This is a genomic window from Pseudomonas sp. LPH60, assembly GCF_030718165.1.
In the GTDB taxonomy this organism is placed as follows: Bacteria; Pseudomonadota; Gammaproteobacteria; order Pseudomonadales; family Pseudomonadaceae; genus Aquipseudomonas; species Aquipseudomonas danubii.
The window spans coordinates 17366-34238 of record NZ_JAVAJH010000007.1 but is presented as its reverse complement, the minus strand read 5'-3'; the positions used below and the strand labels follow the sequence as shown (position 1 = coordinate 34238).

18 protein-coding genes are annotated in these 16873 nt (G+C 65.8%); 13 read left to right on the top strand and 5 right to left on the bottom strand.

What is annotated here, in order from left to right; all coding sequences use genetic code 11:
- Positions 1-2: 2 nt before the first annotated feature.
- The 8 genes from Q8O96_RS23475 (at position 3) to codA (ending at position 9180) form a co-directional block, all read left to right on the top strand.
- Complete coding sequence (locus Q8O96_RS23475) at positions 3-1580, top strand: ABC transporter substrate-binding protein (RefSeq protein ID WP_305949509.1); 1578 nt, start codon at positions 3-5, stop codon at positions 1578-1580.
- Positions 1581-1698: 118 nt separating this feature from the next.
- Entirely contained in the window at positions 1699-2715 is a 1017-nt protein-coding gene (locus Q8O96_RS23470; RefSeq protein ID WP_207166262.1) for an ABC transporter permease, read from the top strand.
- A gap of 1 nt (position 2716) precedes the next feature.
- A complete protein-coding gene (ddpC, locus tag Q8O96_RS23465; RefSeq protein WP_102864622.1) occupies positions 2717-3616 on the top strand; it encodes a D,D-dipeptide ABC transporter permease in 900 nt (299 codons plus the stop codon).
- Complete coding sequence (locus Q8O96_RS23460; RefSeq protein ID WP_305949508.1) at positions 3613-4608, top strand: ABC transporter ATP-binding protein; 996 nt, start codon at positions 3613-3615, stop codon at positions 4606-4608. The genes ddpC and Q8O96_RS23460 overlap by 4 nt, the downstream gene beginning before the upstream one ends.
- Positions 4605-5576, top strand: a complete 972-nt coding sequence (locus Q8O96_RS23455) for an oligopeptide/dipeptide ABC transporter ATP-binding protein (RefSeq protein ID WP_305949507.1) — start codon at positions 4605-4607, stop codon at positions 5574-5576. The genes Q8O96_RS23460 and Q8O96_RS23455 overlap by 4 nt, the downstream gene beginning before the upstream one ends.
- 101 nt (positions 5577-5677) lie before the next feature.
- Positions 5678-6301 carry an NUDIX hydrolase gene (locus tag Q8O96_RS23450; RefSeq protein ID WP_129405806.1) on the top strand — a complete coding sequence of 208 codons (624 nt, stop codon included), beginning with the start codon at positions 5678-5680 and terminating at the stop codon, positions 6299-6301.
- A gap of 180 nt (positions 6302-6481) precedes the next feature.
- Positions 6482-7753 (top strand): cytosine permease, encoded by a 1272-nt coding sequence (gene codB, locus Q8O96_RS23445; protein ID WP_305949506.1) that lies wholly within the window; start codon positions 6482-6484, stop codon positions 7751-7753.
- A 170-nt stretch (positions 7754-7923) separates the two neighbouring features.
- Positions 7924-9180 (top strand): cytosine deaminase, encoded by a 1257-nt coding sequence (codA, locus tag Q8O96_RS23440; protein ID WP_102864619.1) that lies wholly within the window; start codon positions 7924-7926, stop codon positions 9178-9180.
- Positions 9181-9192: 12 nt separating this feature from the next.
- On the opposite strand, the gene Q8O96_RS23435 is transcribed toward codA, so the two are convergent.
- The 3 genes from Q8O96_RS23435 to Q8O96_RS23425 form a co-directional block, all read right to left on the bottom strand.
- Positions 9193-9852: a hypothetical protein gene (locus Q8O96_RS23435; RefSeq protein ID WP_305949505.1), complete on the bottom strand. Its 660-nt coding sequence runs from the start codon at positions 9850-9852 to the stop codon at positions 9193-9195.
- A 112-nt stretch (positions 9853-9964) separates the two neighbouring features.
- Positions 9965-10960 carry a diaminopimelate epimerase gene (locus tag Q8O96_RS23430; RefSeq protein ID WP_305949504.1) on the bottom strand — a complete coding sequence of 332 codons (996 nt, stop codon included), beginning with the start codon at positions 10958-10960 and terminating at the stop codon, positions 9965-9967.
- Positions 10961-11080: 120 nt separating this feature from the next.
- Positions 11081-12079 (bottom strand): cyclase family protein, encoded by a 999-nt coding sequence (locus tag Q8O96_RS23425; protein WP_102864616.1) that lies wholly within the window; start codon positions 12077-12079, stop codon positions 11081-11083.
- Positions 12080-12177: 98 nt separating this feature from the next.
- Here Q8O96_RS23425 and Q8O96_RS23420 point away from each other — a divergent pair, with 98 nt between their 5' ends.
- Positions 12178-13068 (top strand): LysR family transcriptional regulator, encoded by an 891-nt coding sequence (locus Q8O96_RS23420; RefSeq protein ID WP_102864615.1) that lies wholly within the window; start codon positions 12178-12180, stop codon positions 13066-13068.
- Between the two features lie 3 nt (positions 13069-13071).
- On the opposite strand, the gene Q8O96_RS23415 is transcribed toward Q8O96_RS23420, so the two are convergent.
- A complete protein-coding gene (locus Q8O96_RS23415; protein ID WP_305949503.1) occupies positions 13072-13542 on the bottom strand; it encodes an Lrp/AsnC family transcriptional regulator in 471 nt (156 codons plus the stop codon).
- 232 nt (positions 13543-13774) lie between these two features.
- Between Q8O96_RS23415 and Q8O96_RS23410 the strand changes: the two genes are divergently transcribed.
- Positions 13775-14926, top strand: coding sequence for an MFS transporter (locus tag Q8O96_RS23410; protein WP_207166267.1), 1152 nt, complete (start codon positions 13775-13777; stop codon positions 14924-14926).
- A gap of 68 nt (positions 14927-14994) precedes the next feature.
- Here the strand turns inward: Q8O96_RS23410 and Q8O96_RS23405 are convergent, their stop codons facing one another.
- A complete protein-coding gene (locus Q8O96_RS23405; RefSeq protein ID WP_162884076.1) occupies positions 14995-15147 on the bottom strand; it encodes a hypothetical protein in 153 nt (50 codons plus the stop codon).
- A gap of 125 nt (positions 15148-15272) precedes the next feature.
- On the opposite strand from Q8O96_RS23405, the gene Q8O96_RS23400 reads away from it, so the two are divergent.
- The 3 genes from Q8O96_RS23400 to Q8O96_RS23390 all read left to right on the top strand — a co-directional run bounded on the left by Q8O96_RS23400 (position 15273) and on the right by Q8O96_RS23390 (position 16866).
- A complete protein-coding gene (locus Q8O96_RS23400) occupies positions 15273-15848 on the top strand; it encodes a helix-turn-helix domain-containing protein (RefSeq protein WP_102864612.1) in 576 nt (191 codons plus the stop codon).
- A 70-nt stretch (positions 15849-15918) separates the two neighbouring features.
- Complete coding sequence (locus tag Q8O96_RS23395; protein WP_060840237.1) at positions 15919-16362, top strand: hypothetical protein; 444 nt, start codon at positions 15919-15921, stop codon at positions 16360-16362.
- A gap of 57 nt (positions 16363-16419) precedes the next feature.
- Positions 16420-16866 carry a GNAT family acetyltransferase gene (locus tag Q8O96_RS23390; protein ID WP_305949502.1) on the top strand — a complete coding sequence of 149 codons (447 nt, stop codon included), beginning with the start codon at positions 16420-16422 and terminating at the stop codon, positions 16864-16866.
- The last annotated feature ends 7 nt before the right edge of the window (positions 16867-16873 follow it).

Below are 16873 nucleotides of genomic sequence, written 5' to 3'. Positions count from 1 at the left end.
GCATGACCCCCAATCTGCGCAATAACCCTGATGTGCGTCTGTCCACCCGTGTCGCCCTGTCGCTGCTGTGCGCCGCCCTGAGCCTGGGCGCCTGGCAGGCGGCCAGCGCCGCCGCGCCCAAGGACACCCTGATGATCGGCAAGGCCGCCGACCCGCAGACCCTCGACCCGGCCGTGACCATCGACAACAACGACTGGGCCGTGACCTACCCGGCCTACCAGAAGCTGGTGACCTACAAGGTCGAGAACGGCAAGGGCAGCACCGAAGTCCAGGGCGACCTGGCCGAGAGCTGGAGCACCTCCGCCGACAACCTGACCTGGGACTTCAAGCTCAAGCCCGGCAACAAGTTCGACGACGGCAAGCCGGTGGACGCCGCGGCGGTGAAGTTCTCCTTCGAGCGCCTGATGCAGCTCAAGCAAGGCCCGTCCGGGGCCTTCCCGGATGACATGAGCGTGGCCGTGGTCGACCCGCTGACCGTGCGCTTCACCCTGAAGAAGCCTTACGCGCCCTTCCTCTACACCCTGGCCCACAACGGTGGCGGCATCATCAACCCGGACGTGGCCAACAAGGGCGAAGACGTCAACGCCTACCTGTCGACCCACACCGCCGGCTCCGGGGCCTTCCGCCTGAGCAACTGGCAGAAGGGCCAGTCGCTGACGCTGGAGCCCAACAGCTACTACGCAGGCCCCAAGCCGAGCCTGAACAAGGTGGTGATCAAGATCATCAGCGAAGCCTCGGTGCGCCGCCTGCAACTGGAGCGCGGCGACCTGGACATCATCGAGGACATGCCCGAAGACCAGCTCGGCACCCTGGCCGGCAAGTCCGGGGTGGTGATCCAGACCTTCCCCTCGCTGCGGGTCAACTACCTGTACCTGAACAACCAGCGTGCGCCCCTGAACAACGTCGAGGCGCGCCAGGCACTGGTCCAGGCCATCGACTACAAAGGCATCGTCGACGGCATCCTCAAGGGCCAGGCCAAGCTGATGAACGGGCCGATCCCCGACGGCATGTGGTCCCACGACCCGAGCCTGCCGCTGATGCAGCAAAACCTCGACGGCGCCAAGGCCAGCCTGGCCAAGGCCCCGCAGAAGATCAGCAACCTGACCTACCTGTACTCGGACAAGGACGCCAACTGGGAGTCCATCGGCCTGACCCTGCAAGCGGGCCTGGCGCCCCTGGGCATCAACCTGAAGATGGAGAAGCTGGCCAACGCCACCATGCGTGAACGGGTCGGCAAGGGTGACTACGACGTGGCCATCGGCTCCTGGAGCCCGGACTTCGCCGACCCCTACATGTTCATGAACTTCTGGTTCGACTCCAGCCTGCAGGGTTTGCCGGGCAACCGCTCGTTCTACAGCAACCCCGAAGTGGACAGCCTGATCCGCGAAGCGGCGGCCACCAACGACACCGCCAAGCGCATCGAGCTGTACCAGAAGGCGCAGAAGATCGTCCTCAAGGACAACGTCTACGCCTACCTGTACCAGAAGAACTACAGCCTGCCGATGCGCGATTCGGTGAAGGGCTACGTGTTCCATCCGATGCTGGAACAGGTGTTCAACATCGCTGAAATCAGCAAGTAGGACCGCGCCTGCAGTCCCCGTCGCCGGCCCCTGAACCGGGTCGGTGCCGGGTTGCCGTGTCCCCGGCGGGGCACCGCTGTTGCCCCCGCCGTTCGTCAAGCGTTAACGAGGTTGCCTCATGGCCTTCCTGAATATGTTGCGCAAACGCCTGCTCGGCCTGTTGCTGGTCGTGGTCGGGGTTTCGCTGATTACCTTCACCATCTCGCACCTGATTCCCGGTGACCCGGCGCGGCTGATCGCCGGCGACCGGGCCAGCGATGCCATCGTGCAGAACATCCGCCACCAGTTGGGCCTGGACCTGCCGCTGTACCAGCAGTACGGGCGCTACATGCTCGACCTGCTGCACGGCGACCTGGGCACCTCGATCCGCACCAGCCGCCCGGTGCTGGAAGACCTGCAGACCTTCTTCCCGGCCACCCTGGAGCTGGCCCTGGCCGCCCTGCTGCTGTCGGTGCTGGTGGGCGTGCCGCTGGGGGTGCTGTCGGCGGTCTATCACAACCGCTTTATCGATCAGATCGCCCGCACCCTGGCGGTCACCGGGATTTCCACCCCGGCGTTCTGGCTGGGCTTGGGGCTGATCCTGCTGTTCTACGGCAACCTGGGCTGGCTGCCCGGCAGCGGGCGCCTGGACGAGGGCCTGGAGCCGCCGCCAACCATCAGCGGCTTCTACCTGATCGACTCGCTGCTGGCCGGGGATATTCCACTGTTCCTCAATGCCCTGCAGCACCTGATCCTGCCGGCGGTGACCCTGGGCTTCGTCAACCTCGGGGTGGTGGCGCGGCAGATCCGCTCGGCGATGCTCGACCAGCTCGGCGAGGACTACATCCGCACCGCCCGGGCCTACGGCCTGTCGCGCTGGGCAGTGATTTTGCGCCACGCCCTGCCCAATGCGCTGATCCCCTCGGTGACGGTACTCGGCCTGACCCTGGGCGACCTGCTGTACGGTGCGGTGCTGACCGAGACGGTGTTCGCCTGGCCGGGCATGGGCGCCTACGTGGTGAAGTCGATCCAGGCCCTGGATTTCCCGGCGGTGATGGGCTTCGCCATCCTGGTGTCATTCATTTATGTGCTGCTGAACATGGCGATCGACCTGTTGTACCGGGTGATCGACCCGCGCATTGGCGAGGTAAATTGAGATGTCCGCTCCCTTGAACATTCCCCTGCCGCTGCCCGTGGCCCAGGCCAACGGCTGGCGCGCGCGCCTGGCCTACCTGGGCTACCGCGTGCGGCAAAGCCCGCTGACCATCGCCGGGCTGTGCATGACCCTGCTGGTGCTGCTGTGCATGGCCTTCGCCCCCTGGCTGTCGAGCCACGACCCCAACGCCCTGAACCTGGCCCAGCGCCTGGCCGCCCCCAGCGCCGCCCACTGGTTCGGCACCGACGAAGTCGGCCGCGACCTGTTCAGCCGGGTGCTCCACGGCAGCCGCCAGTCGGTGGGCGTGGGCCTGTTCGTGGCCTTCGCCTCGTGCCTGGCCGGGGGCCTCTTGGGCTGCCTGTCGGGGATCATCGGCGGGCGCTTCGACAGCCTGATCATGCGCCTGATGGACATCATGCTCTCGGTGCCGTCGCTGGTGCTGATCATGGCCCTGGCCGCCGCCCTGGGCCCGAGCCTGTTCAACGCCATGCTGGCGATCACCCTGGTGCGCATTCCGTTCTACGTGCGCCTGGCCCGGGGCCAGGCCCTGAGCATCCGCCAGATGGGCTACGTCAAGGCGGCCCAGACCTACGGCGCCGGGCGCTGGCACATCGTCAGCTGGCACGTGGGGCGCAACGCCATGCCGCCATTGCTGGTGCAACTGAGCCTGGATATCGGCAGCGCCATCCTCATGGCCTCGGCCCTGGGCTTCATTGGCCTGGGCGCGCAGCAGCCCACCGCCGAATGGGGGGCGATGGTGGCCACCGGGCGCAACTTCATCCTCGACAACTGGTGGTACTCGACCTTTCCCGGGCTGGCGATCCTGTTCACCGCCACCGGGTTCAACCTGCTGGGTGACGGCATCCGTGACCTGCTCGACCCACGGCAACAGGGGAAATGACCATGAGCTCATCCGCCGTTCTCAACATCGATAACCTGAGCCTGGAATTCCCCGCCTACCGCAGCAATGTGCAGGCCCTCAACGGCGTGTCGCTGCACGTCAACCCGGGGGAGATCGTCGGCGTGGTCGGCGAGTCCGGCTCGGGCAAATCGGTGACCGCCATGCTCAGCCTGCGCCTGCTGCCCGAGCGCAGTTACCGCATCACCTCCGGCAGCCTGTCGCTGCTGGGCCGCGACATGCTCGCCACCCCGGAAAAACAGCTACTGCAGATCCGTGGCCGCGACGCGGCGATGATCTTCCAGGAGCCGATGACCGCCCTCAACCCGACCCGGCGCATCGGCCGGCAGATGCTCGACGTGATCGTCCATCACCAGCGCCTGAGCCAGGACCAGGCCCGGGCCAAGGCCATCGCCCTGCTGCGCGACATGCACATCGCCGACCCCGAGCAGGTGCTGCAGGCCTATCCGTTCGAGCTGTCCGGCGGCATGCGCCAGCGGGTGATGATCGCCCTGGCGTTCTCCTGCGACCCGCAACTGCTGATCGCCGACGAACCGACCACCGCCCTGGACGTCACCGTGCAGCGCCAGGTGCTGCTGTTGCTGCGCGAGAAGGCCCGGCAACGGGGCACCGCGATCCTCTTGATCACCCATGACATGGCGGTGGTTTCGCAGTTCTGCGACCGGGTCTATGTGATGTACACCGGCGCCGTGGTCGAGCAAGGCAGCACCGCCCAGGTCATGCTCGATCCGCAGCATCCCTACACCCGCGGCCTGCTCAGCGGCCTGCCGGAGCAGGTGGCCCCCGGCGCGCCACTGCTGACCATTCCCGGGCAGGTGCCGAACCTCGCCCACCTGCCCGCTGGCTGCACCTTCCGCGAGCGCTGCCCGCAGGCCATGGCGATATGTGCCCAACGGCCACCGCTGCATTCGATCAACGCCGGCGAGCAGCGCAAGAGCGCCTGCTGGCTGGCCGCCCCGGAGTCCGCCCAATGACTACCACCGCCTCGCAAACCGGCAACCCGCCGCTGCTGCGGCTCAACGACGTGCAAGTGCGTTTCCCCCTGAGCAATGACTGGCTGGGCCGGCCCCGGGCCTTTGCCCACGCGCTGAACGGCATCGACCTGGAACTGCGCCCCGGGGAAACCCTGGGCATCGTCGGCGAGTCCGGCTGCGGCAAGAGCACCCTGGCGCAGCTGCTGATGGGCCTGGTCCAGCCCAGCAGCGGCGACCTGCGCTGGGCCTACGCCAGCGACCGCGAACGCCACAGCCATGTGCAGATCGTGTTCCAGGACCCGCAGTCGTCCCTCGACCCGCGCCTGCCGATCTGGAAGATCATCACCGAGCCGCTGTTCGCCCTGGGCAACACCCCGGCCGGGCAGATGCGCGAGATCGCCGCCAAGGTGGCGCAGCAGGTGGGCATTCGCGGCGAATACCTGGAGCGCTACCCACACCAGTTCTCCGGCGGCCAGCGCCAGCGCATCGCCATTGCCCGGGCCCTGGCGTCGAACCCGGACATCATCGTCCTCGACGAACCGACCTCGGCCCTGGACATCTCGGTGCAGGCGCAGATTCTCAACCTGCTGGCGGACCTGCAACGCAGTCGCGGCCTGACCTTTGTGCTGATCTCCCACAACGTCTCGGTGGTGCGACACATGGCCGACCGGGTGGCAGTGATGTACCTGGGGCAGATCGTCGAACTGGGCAGCGCCGAACAGGTGCTGGAGCGGCCGCGCCATCCCTACACCCAACTGCTGCTGGATGCGGTGCCACGCCTCGGCGCGCCCCTGGCGGACAGCCAGGTTTCGGCGCCCACCGAACTGCCGGGCAACCGCAAGCTGCCCGCCGGCTGTTTCTTCTTCGACCGCTGCAACCGGCGCGGCCCGGGTTGCGAACAGCCGCAACAGCTGCTGGGCAATGCGACGCAGCAAGTGCGTTGCCATCTGCAGGATCTCGCGGGGTAATCCAAGAGCACCACGCCGCCTGCCACGGCGTGGTGCTTGCTCCCTACGCGCCAAGGGCTTAAAACAGGCGCCTTCTCTCTGACGCCGCAGGAACCCCACCCATGGAAAGCCACTGGCTGACCCACGCCAAACGCTTGCAAGCCATCGCCTCCACCGGCCTGCACTTCTGCAAGGACGTGCACGACCGCGAGCGCTACCAGGAAGTCGCCGACATCGCCCACGACATGCTCGCGCAACTGGGCAACGTGCCCGTGGAGCGCATCACCGATCTGGTCTCGGACTTTGCCCAGCGCTACTCGACGCCGATGGTCGAAGTGCGCGGCGCGCTGATCGAGGACGGCAAGATTCTGCTAGTGCGCGAGCAGCACGACGGCCTCTGGGCCCTGCCCGGGGGTTATGCCGATGTGGGCCTGTCGGCGGCGCAGAACATCATCAAGGAAATCCACGAGGAAGCCGGGCTCCAGGTCTCGGTGCGCCAGCTGTACGGCCTGCGGCACAAGGCCAAGGGCCCCTACAAGCCGGATCACCGGGACTTCTACAAGCTGTACTTTCTCTGTGAACGGCAAGACGCCGAGGCCCCGGTGGCCGGTAGCGAAACCAGCGACGCGGCGTTCTTCGCCCCGGACCAGTTGCCGCCACTGTCCCAGGGTCGCACCGTGGAACGGGATATCCAGGAGGCTTTCGACTTTCATCAAGGCAAGACCACCCAGGTGCTGTTCGACTAATCCACAGCGGCATGGCGTGACTCAAGATGACGCTGCCTGCACCGCTTTCGTGCCGCCGCAGGCGCTCATTCGTGGCTCAATGCCCGCGATCGTCTATACCTGCCGGGCAGCACCCGGTTGTCAGGCCGCTTGGCACGCTGGCTGCAACAACCGGCTATCACTCCGACCAGGGACAGGCCCATGACCCAGCACGAACCCGGCAACGACTACCCCTTGAGCGAAGTTCCAGCGCACGCCCGCAAGGGCCTGGCCTCCATGGCCATGGTGCTGCTGGGCTTCACCTTCTTCACCGCCACCATGTTCGCCGGCGGCAAGCTGGGGGTGGCGTTCGACTTCACCACCCTGCTGATGGTGATTGTCCTCGGCAACCTGCTGCTGGGGATCTACGCCGCGAGTCTGGGCTACATCGCCTTCAAGAGCGGGCTGAACACGGTGCTGATGGGGCGCTTGTGCTTCGGTGAACGGGGCAGCAAGCTCAGCGACCTGATCCTCGGCCTGACCCAGGTCGGCTGGTACGCCTGGGGCACCGCCACCGCGGCGGTGGTGCTGGGCAAGTATTTCCAGCTGGATCAGGGCGCGGTGCTGGGGTTGATGCTGCTGTTCGGCATGGCCTTTTGCGCCACCGCCTATGTCGGTTATCGCGGCCTGGAGATCCTGTCGTGGATCGCGGTGCCGGCCATGGGTCTGCTGCTGGTGCTGTCGATGACGGTGGCGACCACCCAGGTCGGCGGTCTCGACGGCCTGCTGGCCCTCAGCCCCAGCGCCACCATGGACCTGTCCACCGCCCTGACCCTGGTGTTCGGCACCTTTGTCAGCGGCGCCACCCAGGCCACCAACTGGACCCGTTTCTCCCGCTCAGCGCGGGTGGCGGTGAGCGCCAGCCTGATCGGTTTCTTCATCGGCAACGGCCTGATGGTGCTGATCGGTGCCTACGGCGCCATCGTCTACCAGCAGCCGGACGTGGTGGAAGTCTTGCTGCTGCAAGGCTTCGCCATGGCGGCCATGGCCATGCTGCTGCTGAACATCTGGAGCACCCAGGACAACACCATCTACAACTTCGCCGTGGCCGGCTGCAACCTGCTGCGTACCCAGCGGCGCAAGACCGTGACCCTGGTGGGCGCGCTGATCGGCACCTTGCTGGCGATGCTCGGCATGTACGACTTGCTGGTGCCTTATCTGGTGCTGCTGGGCACGGTGATTCCGCCGATTGGCGGGGTGATCATGGCCGACTTCTTCTATCGCTGGCGCGGCCGCTATCCGCGTCTGGCCGACAGCCAGTTGCCGGCCTGGAACTGGCCAGGGCTGTGCGCCTATGGCCTGGGCACCCTGGCGGCTTTCTGCTCGCCCTGGGTCGCGCCGCTGGTGGGCATCGCGGCTGCCGGCCTGAGCTACATCCTGTTGAGCGCAATGCTGGGCGCACGCGTCCCCCAGGCCGCCGACATCCAGGCCTGATTTGCTCACCCGGCACCTTCCGGGTCTATCATGGCCCGGTCACGCAACACCCTGCCCCTGCCGCACCGCGCATTAACGCCTGACCGGGGGCCGTCCAACGACCGTGGGACAAGGACCTGCCCTGATCCGACGGCTGAACCACTGATTGCCCGACCCGAGGAACTGCTCCGATGCTGATCACCAACGCCCGCCTGCGCCACCGTGAAGGTCTGTACCAACTGCACCTGGAAAACGGCCGCATCGCCCGCATTGTCCTGCAAGGCGCCGACACCTCCGGCGCCGTCCCGGCCTTCGGCCCCGAACACCTGGATGCCGGCGGCAACCTGGTGGTGCCGCCCTTCGTCGAACCGCACATTCACCTGGACGCCACCCTCACCGCCGGCGAGCCGCGCTGGAACATGAGCGGCACCCTGTTCGAAGGCATTGAATGCTGGGGCGAACGCAAAGCCACCATCACCGCCGAAGACACCCGCGCCCGCGCCCACAAGACCATCCGCTCCCTGGCCGCCCACGGCATCCAGCACGTGCGCACCCACGTCGACGTCACCGATCCCGACCTCACCGCCCTCAAGGCCATGCTGGAAGTGCGCGAGCAAAGCGCGCACCTGATCGACCTGCAGATCGTTGCCTTCCCTCAAGAGGGCATCGAATCGTTCCGCAATGGCCGCGAGCTGATGGAGGAAGCCATCCGCCTGGGCGCCGATGTGGTGGGCGGCATCCCCCATTTCGAATACACCCGCGACCAGGGCGTGAGCTCGGTGAAATTCCTCATGGACCTGGCCGAACGCACAGGCTGCCTGGTGGACGTGCACTGCGACGAAACCGACGACCCGCACTCGCGCTTTCTCGAAGTGCTGGCCGAAGAAGCCCGCAGCCGCGGCATGGGTTCGCGGGTCAGCGCCAGCCACACCACCGCCATGGGTTCCTACGACAACGCCTACTGCGCCAAGCTGTTTCGCTTGCTGGGCCACTCGGGCATCAGCTTTGTCTCCTGCCCCACCGAAAGCATCCACCTGCAGGGGCGCTTCGACAGCTTCCCGAAACGCCGCGGCGTGACCCGGGTCAAGGAGCTGCTGGATGCCGGGATGAACGTCTGCTTCGGCCAGGACTCGATCGTCGATCCCTGGTACCCCCTGGGTAACGGCAACATCCTGCGGGTGCTCGAAGCCGGCCTGCACATCTGCCACATGCTCGGCTACAGCAACCTGCAAAGCGCCCTGGACCTGGTCACCGACAACAGCGCCAAGGCCCTGGCCCTGGGCGAAGGCTACGGCCTTGAGGAAGGTCGGCCGGCGAACCTGCTGATCCTCTCGGCCGACAGCGATTACGAAATGCTCCGCAGCCAAGGCCTGCCGCTGTATTCGATCCGCCACGGCAAGGTGCTGATGCAACGGCAGATGGCCCAGGTGCAACTGGCCGGCGACTGACGGTGGCGATGCTTACTTGACCCGAAACGGCTGGGCCGCCATGAACGCCACCGGCAACAGCGGCAGGGCGAGGATCGTCAACACCCCGTCTGCGGTGAGGGTCACCGGCGTCAACAGCACCTGGCCGACCTTGCTCTTCTCCCGGTACGCCGAGAACTGCAAGGTGTAGGTGCTGTTCAACGGGTTGGCCTGATAGGCGCTGATATCCCGCTTGGACTTAAAGCGGCTGCCGCGAATGGCATAGCGCTGCAACAGGGCGTTCTGCGACCTCGCCACCACGAAACCCAAGGCCTCGGCTGCCTCGATCTGCTGGGCGTCGAGCTGATCCAGCCCGGGAATTCTCAGGAGCAGGTTACCGTCCAGGTTCTGCCCCGCATTGACGAGAATCTGCGAAAACTCGGCCTGCATTTTTCCGTGCAGATCCGACTTGATGGCCTTGAGCAACTCGGGATCGACCCTCACGAAGTAGTGGTACTTCTTGCCAAGGATGACAAAGCTCTGCTCGTCCGCCGTGATGTAGAACTGGCTGACGGTTTCCGTATAGACCTCATTGCTGGCGCGGCTTTCGTACAGCTGGCTGGTCAGGCAACCGCCAAGGCTGCCAGCGACTAAAGCCCCCAGAGCCATAACCGAGCCTCTGAGCAAGGCGCGGCGGGGCATTCCTTTTTGCATGTCGAATCCCTTCCATGAATGCGGGCGGTATCGGGAGATAGGCCACGACTGCCGCCACGCTACATAAACCCCAGCCGTTTTGCACCCGGCCAGCGCCACGGCGGCGCCCTGCTCAGTCAGCCAGGGCCCACGCCGTGCCAAACAGGCTCACCCGGGTTAACACCCCATCGGTCTCTTGCAACAGCAACGGCGCGGTGCCGCCCGGCATCAGCACTTCGACCCGTCCGGCCTGAACCCAGCCCACCCGCCAGGCCGCGCAAGCCACAGCGCTGGCGCTGGTGCCGGACGACGCGGTGGGACCTTCGCCACGCTCGAAAACCCGGGCCGCGATGCGCCCTTCACCTGCGCGCATGGCCCATTGCAAGTTGACCCCGGCCGGACAGGGCTGGCCGTTGCCGACGGGCCGGGCGAACGCGATACGGGTCAGGCCCTCGAACAGCGGCGGTTCGAGCATCTGCGGGTTGCTCGGCAAAGCATCGGCCGCCTCCACCAGGGTCACGCAATGGGGATTGCCGATACGCACGAACTGGCTGTGCTGCCACTGCGCATTCAACGCTTGCAAGGGCGCGACCCGGCTCAGTTGGCAACCATTGAAGGTCAGGCTTTGCACCCCATCAGCTGCCACCGCCTCAGGTCCGAAGCACGGCTGCCCGAGATCCAGCCAGAACCCCGACACCCCCGCCACCCGCGCCGGCTCCACCGCCGTGATCACCGGCGAGTCGCCACCGCGCTGGTCATGATGCACCCGCAATAGCGTCTCGCCTTCGACCGCCATCAGCCCTTGTTCGGTGAGGGCTTGGGAAAAAATCGTCAGGCCATTGCCGCTGCGCTCGGCCAGGGTGCCGTCGGTATTAACGATCAGCAGATCGAAAGGCGCACCGGCCTGGAACGGCCCCACCAACAAGCCGTCACAGCGATGAGCCTTGGCCCCTTGCGGCCGAGCTCCCGGCGCCCAGTCACACAGCGCGGCGATGGCCTGCACAGCCCACCGCCGCCGGTCCAGGGCCGCCTGCGCCGCCGTATCGGGCAAGGCAATGCCCAGGCTGCGCAGCGCCTCGGGCGACACCACGCCATAGATATTGCCCCGGGCATCGTAGAACGCCGCCATCACACCGCCTCCAGAAAAAAACCGAGCCGCTGACATTACGGACAATCCAGCGGCTCGGCCAGGGGAACCAAGAAGCCTGGGTGGACACCGCGCGCTGCTGAAGAACAACCATCCGCCAGGCTAGCGAATGGGCAAGGCCATGGGCCGGATCGGCGCCGCGTCGGCACCCCGCAGTTTGAGTGAGGCACCGATAAAGGCGAACTGATAGACCTTGTCCCGGGACAAGCCTTCCAGGTTCACCAGCTCCAGGATCGGCGCGCCCTGCATCGCCAGCAGGTAAGTGTGCAACGGCAGGTAATTGCCCTCGACCTCGGAAGGGAAGGTTTCGAAGCTGAGGTTGTCCGCTCCCACCACCATGGCGCCGCCCTCTTCCACCAGGAACTTCGCCGCATCCAGGCTCAGCCCCGGCGGGTTGGCCATATAGCGCTGGGCATTGTCGTAGTCACGCATGCGCCCGGTGCGGATCAGCACCACGTCGCCCTTCTCCAGCGCCACCTTCTGTTTGGCCAGGGCCTGTTGCAGGTCGGCGCGGGTCACCCGGTAGCTGTCCGCCAGCTGTTCCAGCCCCTTGGCCGCAGCCACATCGATCAGCACTCCGCGGGCAATGATCGGCGGCAGTTTTTCCGCCCCGGTGACGTTCCAGCCCCGATCCCCCAGATGCTGATCGGCGCGGTAGCCGTTCCAGATCTTGCCGTTGAGGCCAAAGTGGTTGAGGGCGTCGATATGGGTGCCCATATGGGCGTACATCGATACCGCCGAACCGCTGTAACTGACGTGCTGGTTCATCGGTTCGCCGACCTGCATCGGATCGGCGACCACATTGCCGTGGGGCGTATGGGTCATCCACATCTGATAGGGCGGATCTCCAGCGGCCTGCCAGCTGGGCATGCCGACAAAATAATCCACGGCCAGGTCGTAGGCCTGCTCGCCGCTGACCCGGGCCATGATCGCCGCCCGGGACTCGGGGGTGATCAGGTTCAAGCGACCGATCTCATCCTTGGGCCCCCAAGGGCTGATCCCCACCTCGGCCCGGGCCGCAGTGGCGGCACTGCAACTACCGCTGAAAAGGGCCAGGGCGAGCACCCCGGGAAGGATTTTGGACATTGCGTGATGAGCCATGACAACACTCCTGTGAAATGAAGTGCCCATGGTATTGAGGGATCAATCAGAGATAATCAGCCGATTCGTGGATAGATATTCAACCCAGGGGAAACAATATGGACGTACTGATGGCCATGCGCACCTTTCGCCGGGTGGTGGAACGGGCCAGCTTCAGCCAGGCCGCCGCCGATCTCGGGCAATCCACCGCCGCCGTCAGCAAGCAGGTGCGGCAACTGGAAGAGCGCCTGGGCAGCCTGCTGATCCTGCGCACCACCCGGCGCATGAGCCTCTCGGAAGCCGGGCAGAGTTACTTCAATGAATGCTGTCATCTGCTCGATGAGCTGGACGCCCTGGAGCGCGCCACCCAGGCCGGCAGCCACGAACCCGGTGGCCGCCTGCGGATCAATGCGCCGCTGTCCTTCGGGCTCAAGGTGCTGTCGCCGATCCTGGTGGCCTTCATGCAGCGCTACCCGCAATTGCAGGTGGACCTGACCCTCAACGATCAGGTGCTGGATGTGGTGGGCGAAGGCTTCGACGTGTCCCTGCGGATTCGCCGGCAACTGGAGGATTCGACCTTGATCGCGCGTCACCTGGGTCAGGTTGAGCAGGTGATCTGTGCCGCGCCGGCCTATCTCCAGGCCCAGGGCACGCCCAGCGCCATTGCCGACCTGCATCGCCACCGCTGCCTGGCCTACCGGCTGGCGGAGCACCCCGGGCGCTGGCAACTGGAGGGCCCGGAAGGCCAGACCCGGCTGGAGCTGCCGGTGCACTTTGCCGTGGACAACAGCCTGCTGCTCGGCGACATGCTGGTGGCCGGCCTGGGCATCGGCGCCCTGCCCGGCTTTGTCGCCCAACCGCTCCTGGACAGCGGCCAACTGCTGCGCGTGTTACCGGAACAACGCCTGCCCAGCCGCCAGATCTACGCGCTGTACCCCAGCCAGCGCCACCTGTCACAGAAAGTCCGGGTGTTCATCGATTTTCTGCTGGAGGCGCTGCAGACCCCTTGAGCCTCAACCGTCGGTGGGCACCTGGAGCCCGACCTTGACCCGGTTCATCGCCACCAGGGTCTTGAAGCGCTTGACGTTGTCATTGCCAAAGAACAGTTCGCGGGTCAGCTGGGTGTACTGGGCCATGTTGCGCACGCAGAAAATCAGCACGAAGTCGCATTCACCGGCCACGTAGTAGCACTGCTGGACCTGGGGACAAGCCTGGAAACTGCGCTTGAGCGCATCGATCTGGTCGATGCGCTCACTTTCCACTTCCACCTCGACGATGATGCTCAGCTCGTGCCCCAGGGCATCGGGAGCCACGATGGCGCTGTAGCGCTCGATCACGCCCTCGTCGCTGAGACGCTTGAGCCGCCGGTTGACCGCGGCGGTGGACAGGTTGACCCGCAGCCCGAGCTCGCTTTGCGCGGTGCTGGCGTCACGCTGCAGCTCGGCGAGCAACTTCAGGTCATAGGCGTCGAGACTGGCATTCATGGGCAGGAAAACTCCGGGGGCGGACGGCACGCGCTGCAATGTTTTTGCGCAAAGCGGCCGATTATGCGAAACAACGCGCCGGCTTGCGCACTATTATTTCCGGCCCTGGCGCAGCGCCGTGGCGATTACTGCAACCTTCACTGGCTGGATTTGTCACAATCCCCGACCCGGCCGCCATCACGCCATGGGGGCATCAGGTGGCCGGCAGCGAGTTTCATCGCCAAGGATTTTTATGACTGCCAGCAACACCCACATGCAGGCCACCCCCGGCCGCCTCGAACAGATGTCCACCCGCATCGCCTTTTTCATCGCCGGTTTCGGCATCGCCGCCTGGGCTCCGCTGGTGCCCTACGCCAAGGCCCGGGCCGGGCTCGACGAAGCCACCCTGGGCCTGCTGCTGTTGTGCCTGGGGGTGGGTTCGATCCTGGCGATGCCGATTGCCGGGGCCCTGGCCGGGCGCTTCGGCTGCCGCCGGGTGATGGCCGGTGGCACCTTGCTGATCTGCCTGGCCCTGCCGCTGCTGGCGACCCTGAGCTCGATCCCGCTGCTAATGGCGGCGCTGTTCCTGTTCGGTGCCGGCCTGGGTGGTGTGGATTCCACGGTCAACCTGCAAGCGGTGATCGTCGAGCGCGCCAGCGGCAAGACCATGATGTCGGGCTTCCACGGGCTGTTCAGCCTCGGCGGGATTGTCGGCGCCGCCGGCGTCAGCGCCCTGCTGGGCCTGGGCCTGTCGCCTCTGGGGGCAACGCTGGTGGTGATTGCCCTGATGCTGGTGGCCCTGCTCAAGGCCGCGCCGCACATGCTGCCCTACGGCAGCCAGAGTTCGGGCCCGGCCTTTGCCGTGCCCCACGGTGTGGTGCTGTTCATTGGCTGCCTGTGCTTTGTGGTGTTCCTCGCCGAAGGCGCGGTGCTGGACTGGAGCGCAGTGTTTCTCAGCGCCGAGCGCGACCTGGATGCGGCCTACGCCGGCCTGGGTTACGCCGCCTTTGCCCTGACCATGACCCTGGGCCGCCTGACCGGCGATGCCATCGTCCATCGCCTGGGTGCGCGCCGGGTGATCGTCATCGGCGGCAGCACCGCCGCCGCCGGCCTGCTGCTGGCGACCCTGGCCCCGGCCTGGGAAGCGGCGCTGCTGGGCTATGCCCTGGTGGGCGCGGGTTGCTCGAACATCGTGCCGGTGCTCTACAGCGCCGTGGGCAAACAGCAGGTCATGCCGGAGAGCATCGCCGTACCGGCCATCACCACCCTGGGCTATGCCGGCATCCTTGCCGGCCCCGCGGTGATCGGTTTCGTTGCCCATGGCAGCAGCCTGAGCATGGCGTTCGGCCTGATCGCCGTGCTGCTGTTGGCAGTGGCCGCCAGCGGCAAGGTGCTCAAGGTCTGACGCCACACCCCAGCGCCCGCCAACGGCGCTGATCCCCTTGCGTGACCGCCCCCGTACAGTGCCCGGCGCTAGCGGCTGTACCAGCGGGGTGATTCGACGAACAGGTGGGTCTGCCCAGCCACCAGCCAATCCCCCAAACACAGTTGCAGATGGGCCAGGCAATGCATCATCAGGCAGATCTCGTGATACGGAATCACCACCAACCGCAGGCTCAGCCCCATGAGTTTGCCCTGTACCGCACAATCATCCGGGAAACTCCTTTTGTTTTTATATCGAACATTTATCCAATATAATGAACATCGCATTTTCTCTGCGTCAAGGGAAACAAGGATGATTTAACAGACAAATGAACGACAAAACGAACGAAGCAAGCACCCTTTCACCCATTGGCCAACTGGCCATAGCCATCAAGCGCGAACGTCTGAACGCCGGTTTTTCCGTCTCGGAACTGGCCAAGCGGGCGGCCGTGGCCAAGTCCACCCTGTCCCAGCTGGAAGCCGGAATGGGCAACCCGAGCATCGAGACCCTGTGGGCCCTGGCCCAGGCCATGGGCCTGCAGGTCACACGTTTTTTCGAACAGCCGGCGGATCAGTTGAAGGTCATCCGTGCCCATGAAGGCACCACCGCCCACGCCGAGGACGCCCATTATGCGGCGACCCTGCTAGACCACTGCCCACCCGGAGCGCAGCGCGATCTGTACCGCCTCAACGTCCAGCCCGGCCAGCCGCGGCAATCCAAGGCGCATTTGCCGGGCACCGTGGAACACCTGGTGATTGCCCGTGGACGGGCCTTGGCCGGGCCGGCGGACAACCCGATCAGCCTGAATGCCGGCGACTACCTCCGCTACAGCGCCGACCAGCCGCATGTGTTTGAAGCTCTGGAAGCCGACACCACGGCAATCCTGGTGATCGAACACCGCTAGCCGCCCGGGCATTTATCTGCAACGCCAAGTCTGGAATCATGGCCCCCCGCCTCAACAGGAGTGAGCACCGATGCCGCATTTCTCCCGCGCCCCCCTTCTCGGCCTGCTGCTGGCCAGCCTCGCGGCCCAGGCCGCGCCGAAGCAGGACCAGGAGCCGCACGTCTACTACAGCATGGTGCCCGGCCAGTTCATGCTGATCGGCAAGGAGCCGGACGGCGGCCCGACCTACTCCGGCACCGCGGTGATCCGCTATGAAAACCAGGCCCTGACCCTGGTCAAGACCATCAACGGCAAGACCACCACCGCCATCGGCAAGGTGGAGCGGGCCACCATGGCCGAGGCCGATGTGTTGCGCTTCAGCGAGCCCGGGCACAGCGCCACCTGCCTGGTCCGTGGCGACCTGGACAACTACTCGCGCTTGAGCTGCTACTGGACCCGGGATGGCGTGGACCACAAGGAACCTGGGCTGGAGGCCTATTTCCCCACCGAAACCTGGCCCGGCCACCAGGACTGAAACCTGCCACCGGCCATACCCGCGCTCCGGTGCTCAACCCTTTATCGAGCCCACGCCATGATCCAACTCGTCGAGTACCGCAACACCCAGCACCGCCAGCCGGTGATCGAACTGTGGGAGCGTGTCTTCGGTTACGACACCGCCCACAACGCCCCGGAGCTGGCCATCGACCGCAAGCTCGCCGTGGATGACGGGCTGTTCTTCGTCGCACTGGCCGAAGCTCAGGTCATCGGCACTTTAATGGCCGGCTACGACGGCCACCGTGGCTGGCTGTACTCCCTGGCGGTGGACCCGCAACAGCGCCGGCTCGGCACCGGCCGGGCCCTGGTGCGCCATGGCGAGCAGGCCCTGGGCGCCCGCGGCTGCCTGAAGATCAACCTGCAGATCCTCAGCAGCAACGCCGCGGTGCAGGGCTTCTACCAGGCCCTGGGGTATCAGATTGAACCCCGGGTCAGCATGGGCAAGGTGATCACCGCCAACCTCCCCGAGCACCGCAGAGGCTGACGGCAAC

Bases quoted from the DNA above. Each gene is read 5' to 3' on its own strand.
- Q8O96_RS23475 (WP_305949509.1), top strand. From the start codon at position 3: ATGACCCCCAATCTGCGCAATAACCCTGATGTGCGTCTGTCCACCCGT.
- Q8O96_RS23470 (WP_207166262.1), top strand. From the start codon at position 1,699: ATGGCCTTCCTGAATATGTTGCGCAAACGCCTGCTCGGCCTGTTGCTG.
- ddpC (WP_102864622.1), top strand. From the start codon at position 2,717: ATGTCCGCTCCCTTGAACATTCCCCTGCCGCTGCCCGTGGCCCAGGCC.
- Q8O96_RS23460 (WP_305949508.1), top strand. From the start codon at position 3,613: ATGACCATGAGCTCATCCGCCGTTCTCAACATCGATAACCTGAGCCTG.
- Q8O96_RS23455 (WP_305949507.1), top strand. From the start codon at position 4,605: ATGACTACCACCGCCTCGCAAACCGGCAACCCGCCGCTGCTGCGGCTC.
- Q8O96_RS23450 (WP_129405806.1), top strand. From the start codon at position 5,678: ATGGAAAGCCACTGGCTGACCCACGCCAAACGCTTGCAAGCCATCGCC.
- codB (WP_305949506.1), top strand. From the start codon at position 6,482: ATGACCCAGCACGAACCCGGCAACGACTACCCCTTGAGCGAAGTTCCA.
- codA (WP_102864619.1), top strand. From the start codon at position 7,924: ATGCTGATCACCAACGCCCGCCTGCGCCACCGTGAAGGTCTGTACCAA.
- Q8O96_RS23435 (WP_305949505.1), bottom strand. From the start codon at position 9,852: ATGCAAAAAGGAATGCCCCGCCGCGCCTTGCTCAGAGGCTCGGTTATG.
- Q8O96_RS23430 (WP_305949504.1), bottom strand. From the start codon at position 10,960: ATGGCGGCGTTCTACGATGCCCGGGGCAATATCTATGGCGTGGTGTCG.
- Q8O96_RS23425 (WP_102864616.1), bottom strand. From the start codon at position 12,079: ATGGCTCATCACGCAATGTCCAAAATCCTTCCCGGGGTGCTCGCCCTG.
- Q8O96_RS23420 (WP_102864615.1), top strand. From the start codon at position 12,178: ATGGACGTACTGATGGCCATGCGCACCTTTCGCCGGGTGGTGGAACGG.
- Q8O96_RS23415 (WP_305949503.1), bottom strand. From the start codon at position 13,542: ATGAATGCCAGTCTCGACGCCTATGACCTGAAGTTGCTCGCCGAGCTG.
- Q8O96_RS23410 (WP_207166267.1), top strand. From the start codon at position 13,775: ATGACTGCCAGCAACACCCACATGCAGGCCACCCCCGGCCGCCTCGAA.
- Q8O96_RS23405 (WP_162884076.1), bottom strand. From the start codon at position 15,147: ATGGGGCTGAGCCTGCGGTTGGTGGTGATTCCGTATCACGAGATCTGC.
- Q8O96_RS23400 (WP_102864612.1), top strand. From the start codon at position 15,273: ATGAACGACAAAACGAACGAAGCAAGCACCCTTTCACCCATTGGCCAA.
- Q8O96_RS23395 (WP_060840237.1), top strand. From the start codon at position 15,919: ATGCCGCATTTCTCCCGCGCCCCCCTTCTCGGCCTGCTGCTGGCCAGC.
- Q8O96_RS23390 (WP_305949502.1), top strand. From the start codon at position 16,420: ATGATCCAACTCGTCGAGTACCGCAACACCCAGCACCGCCAGCCGGTG.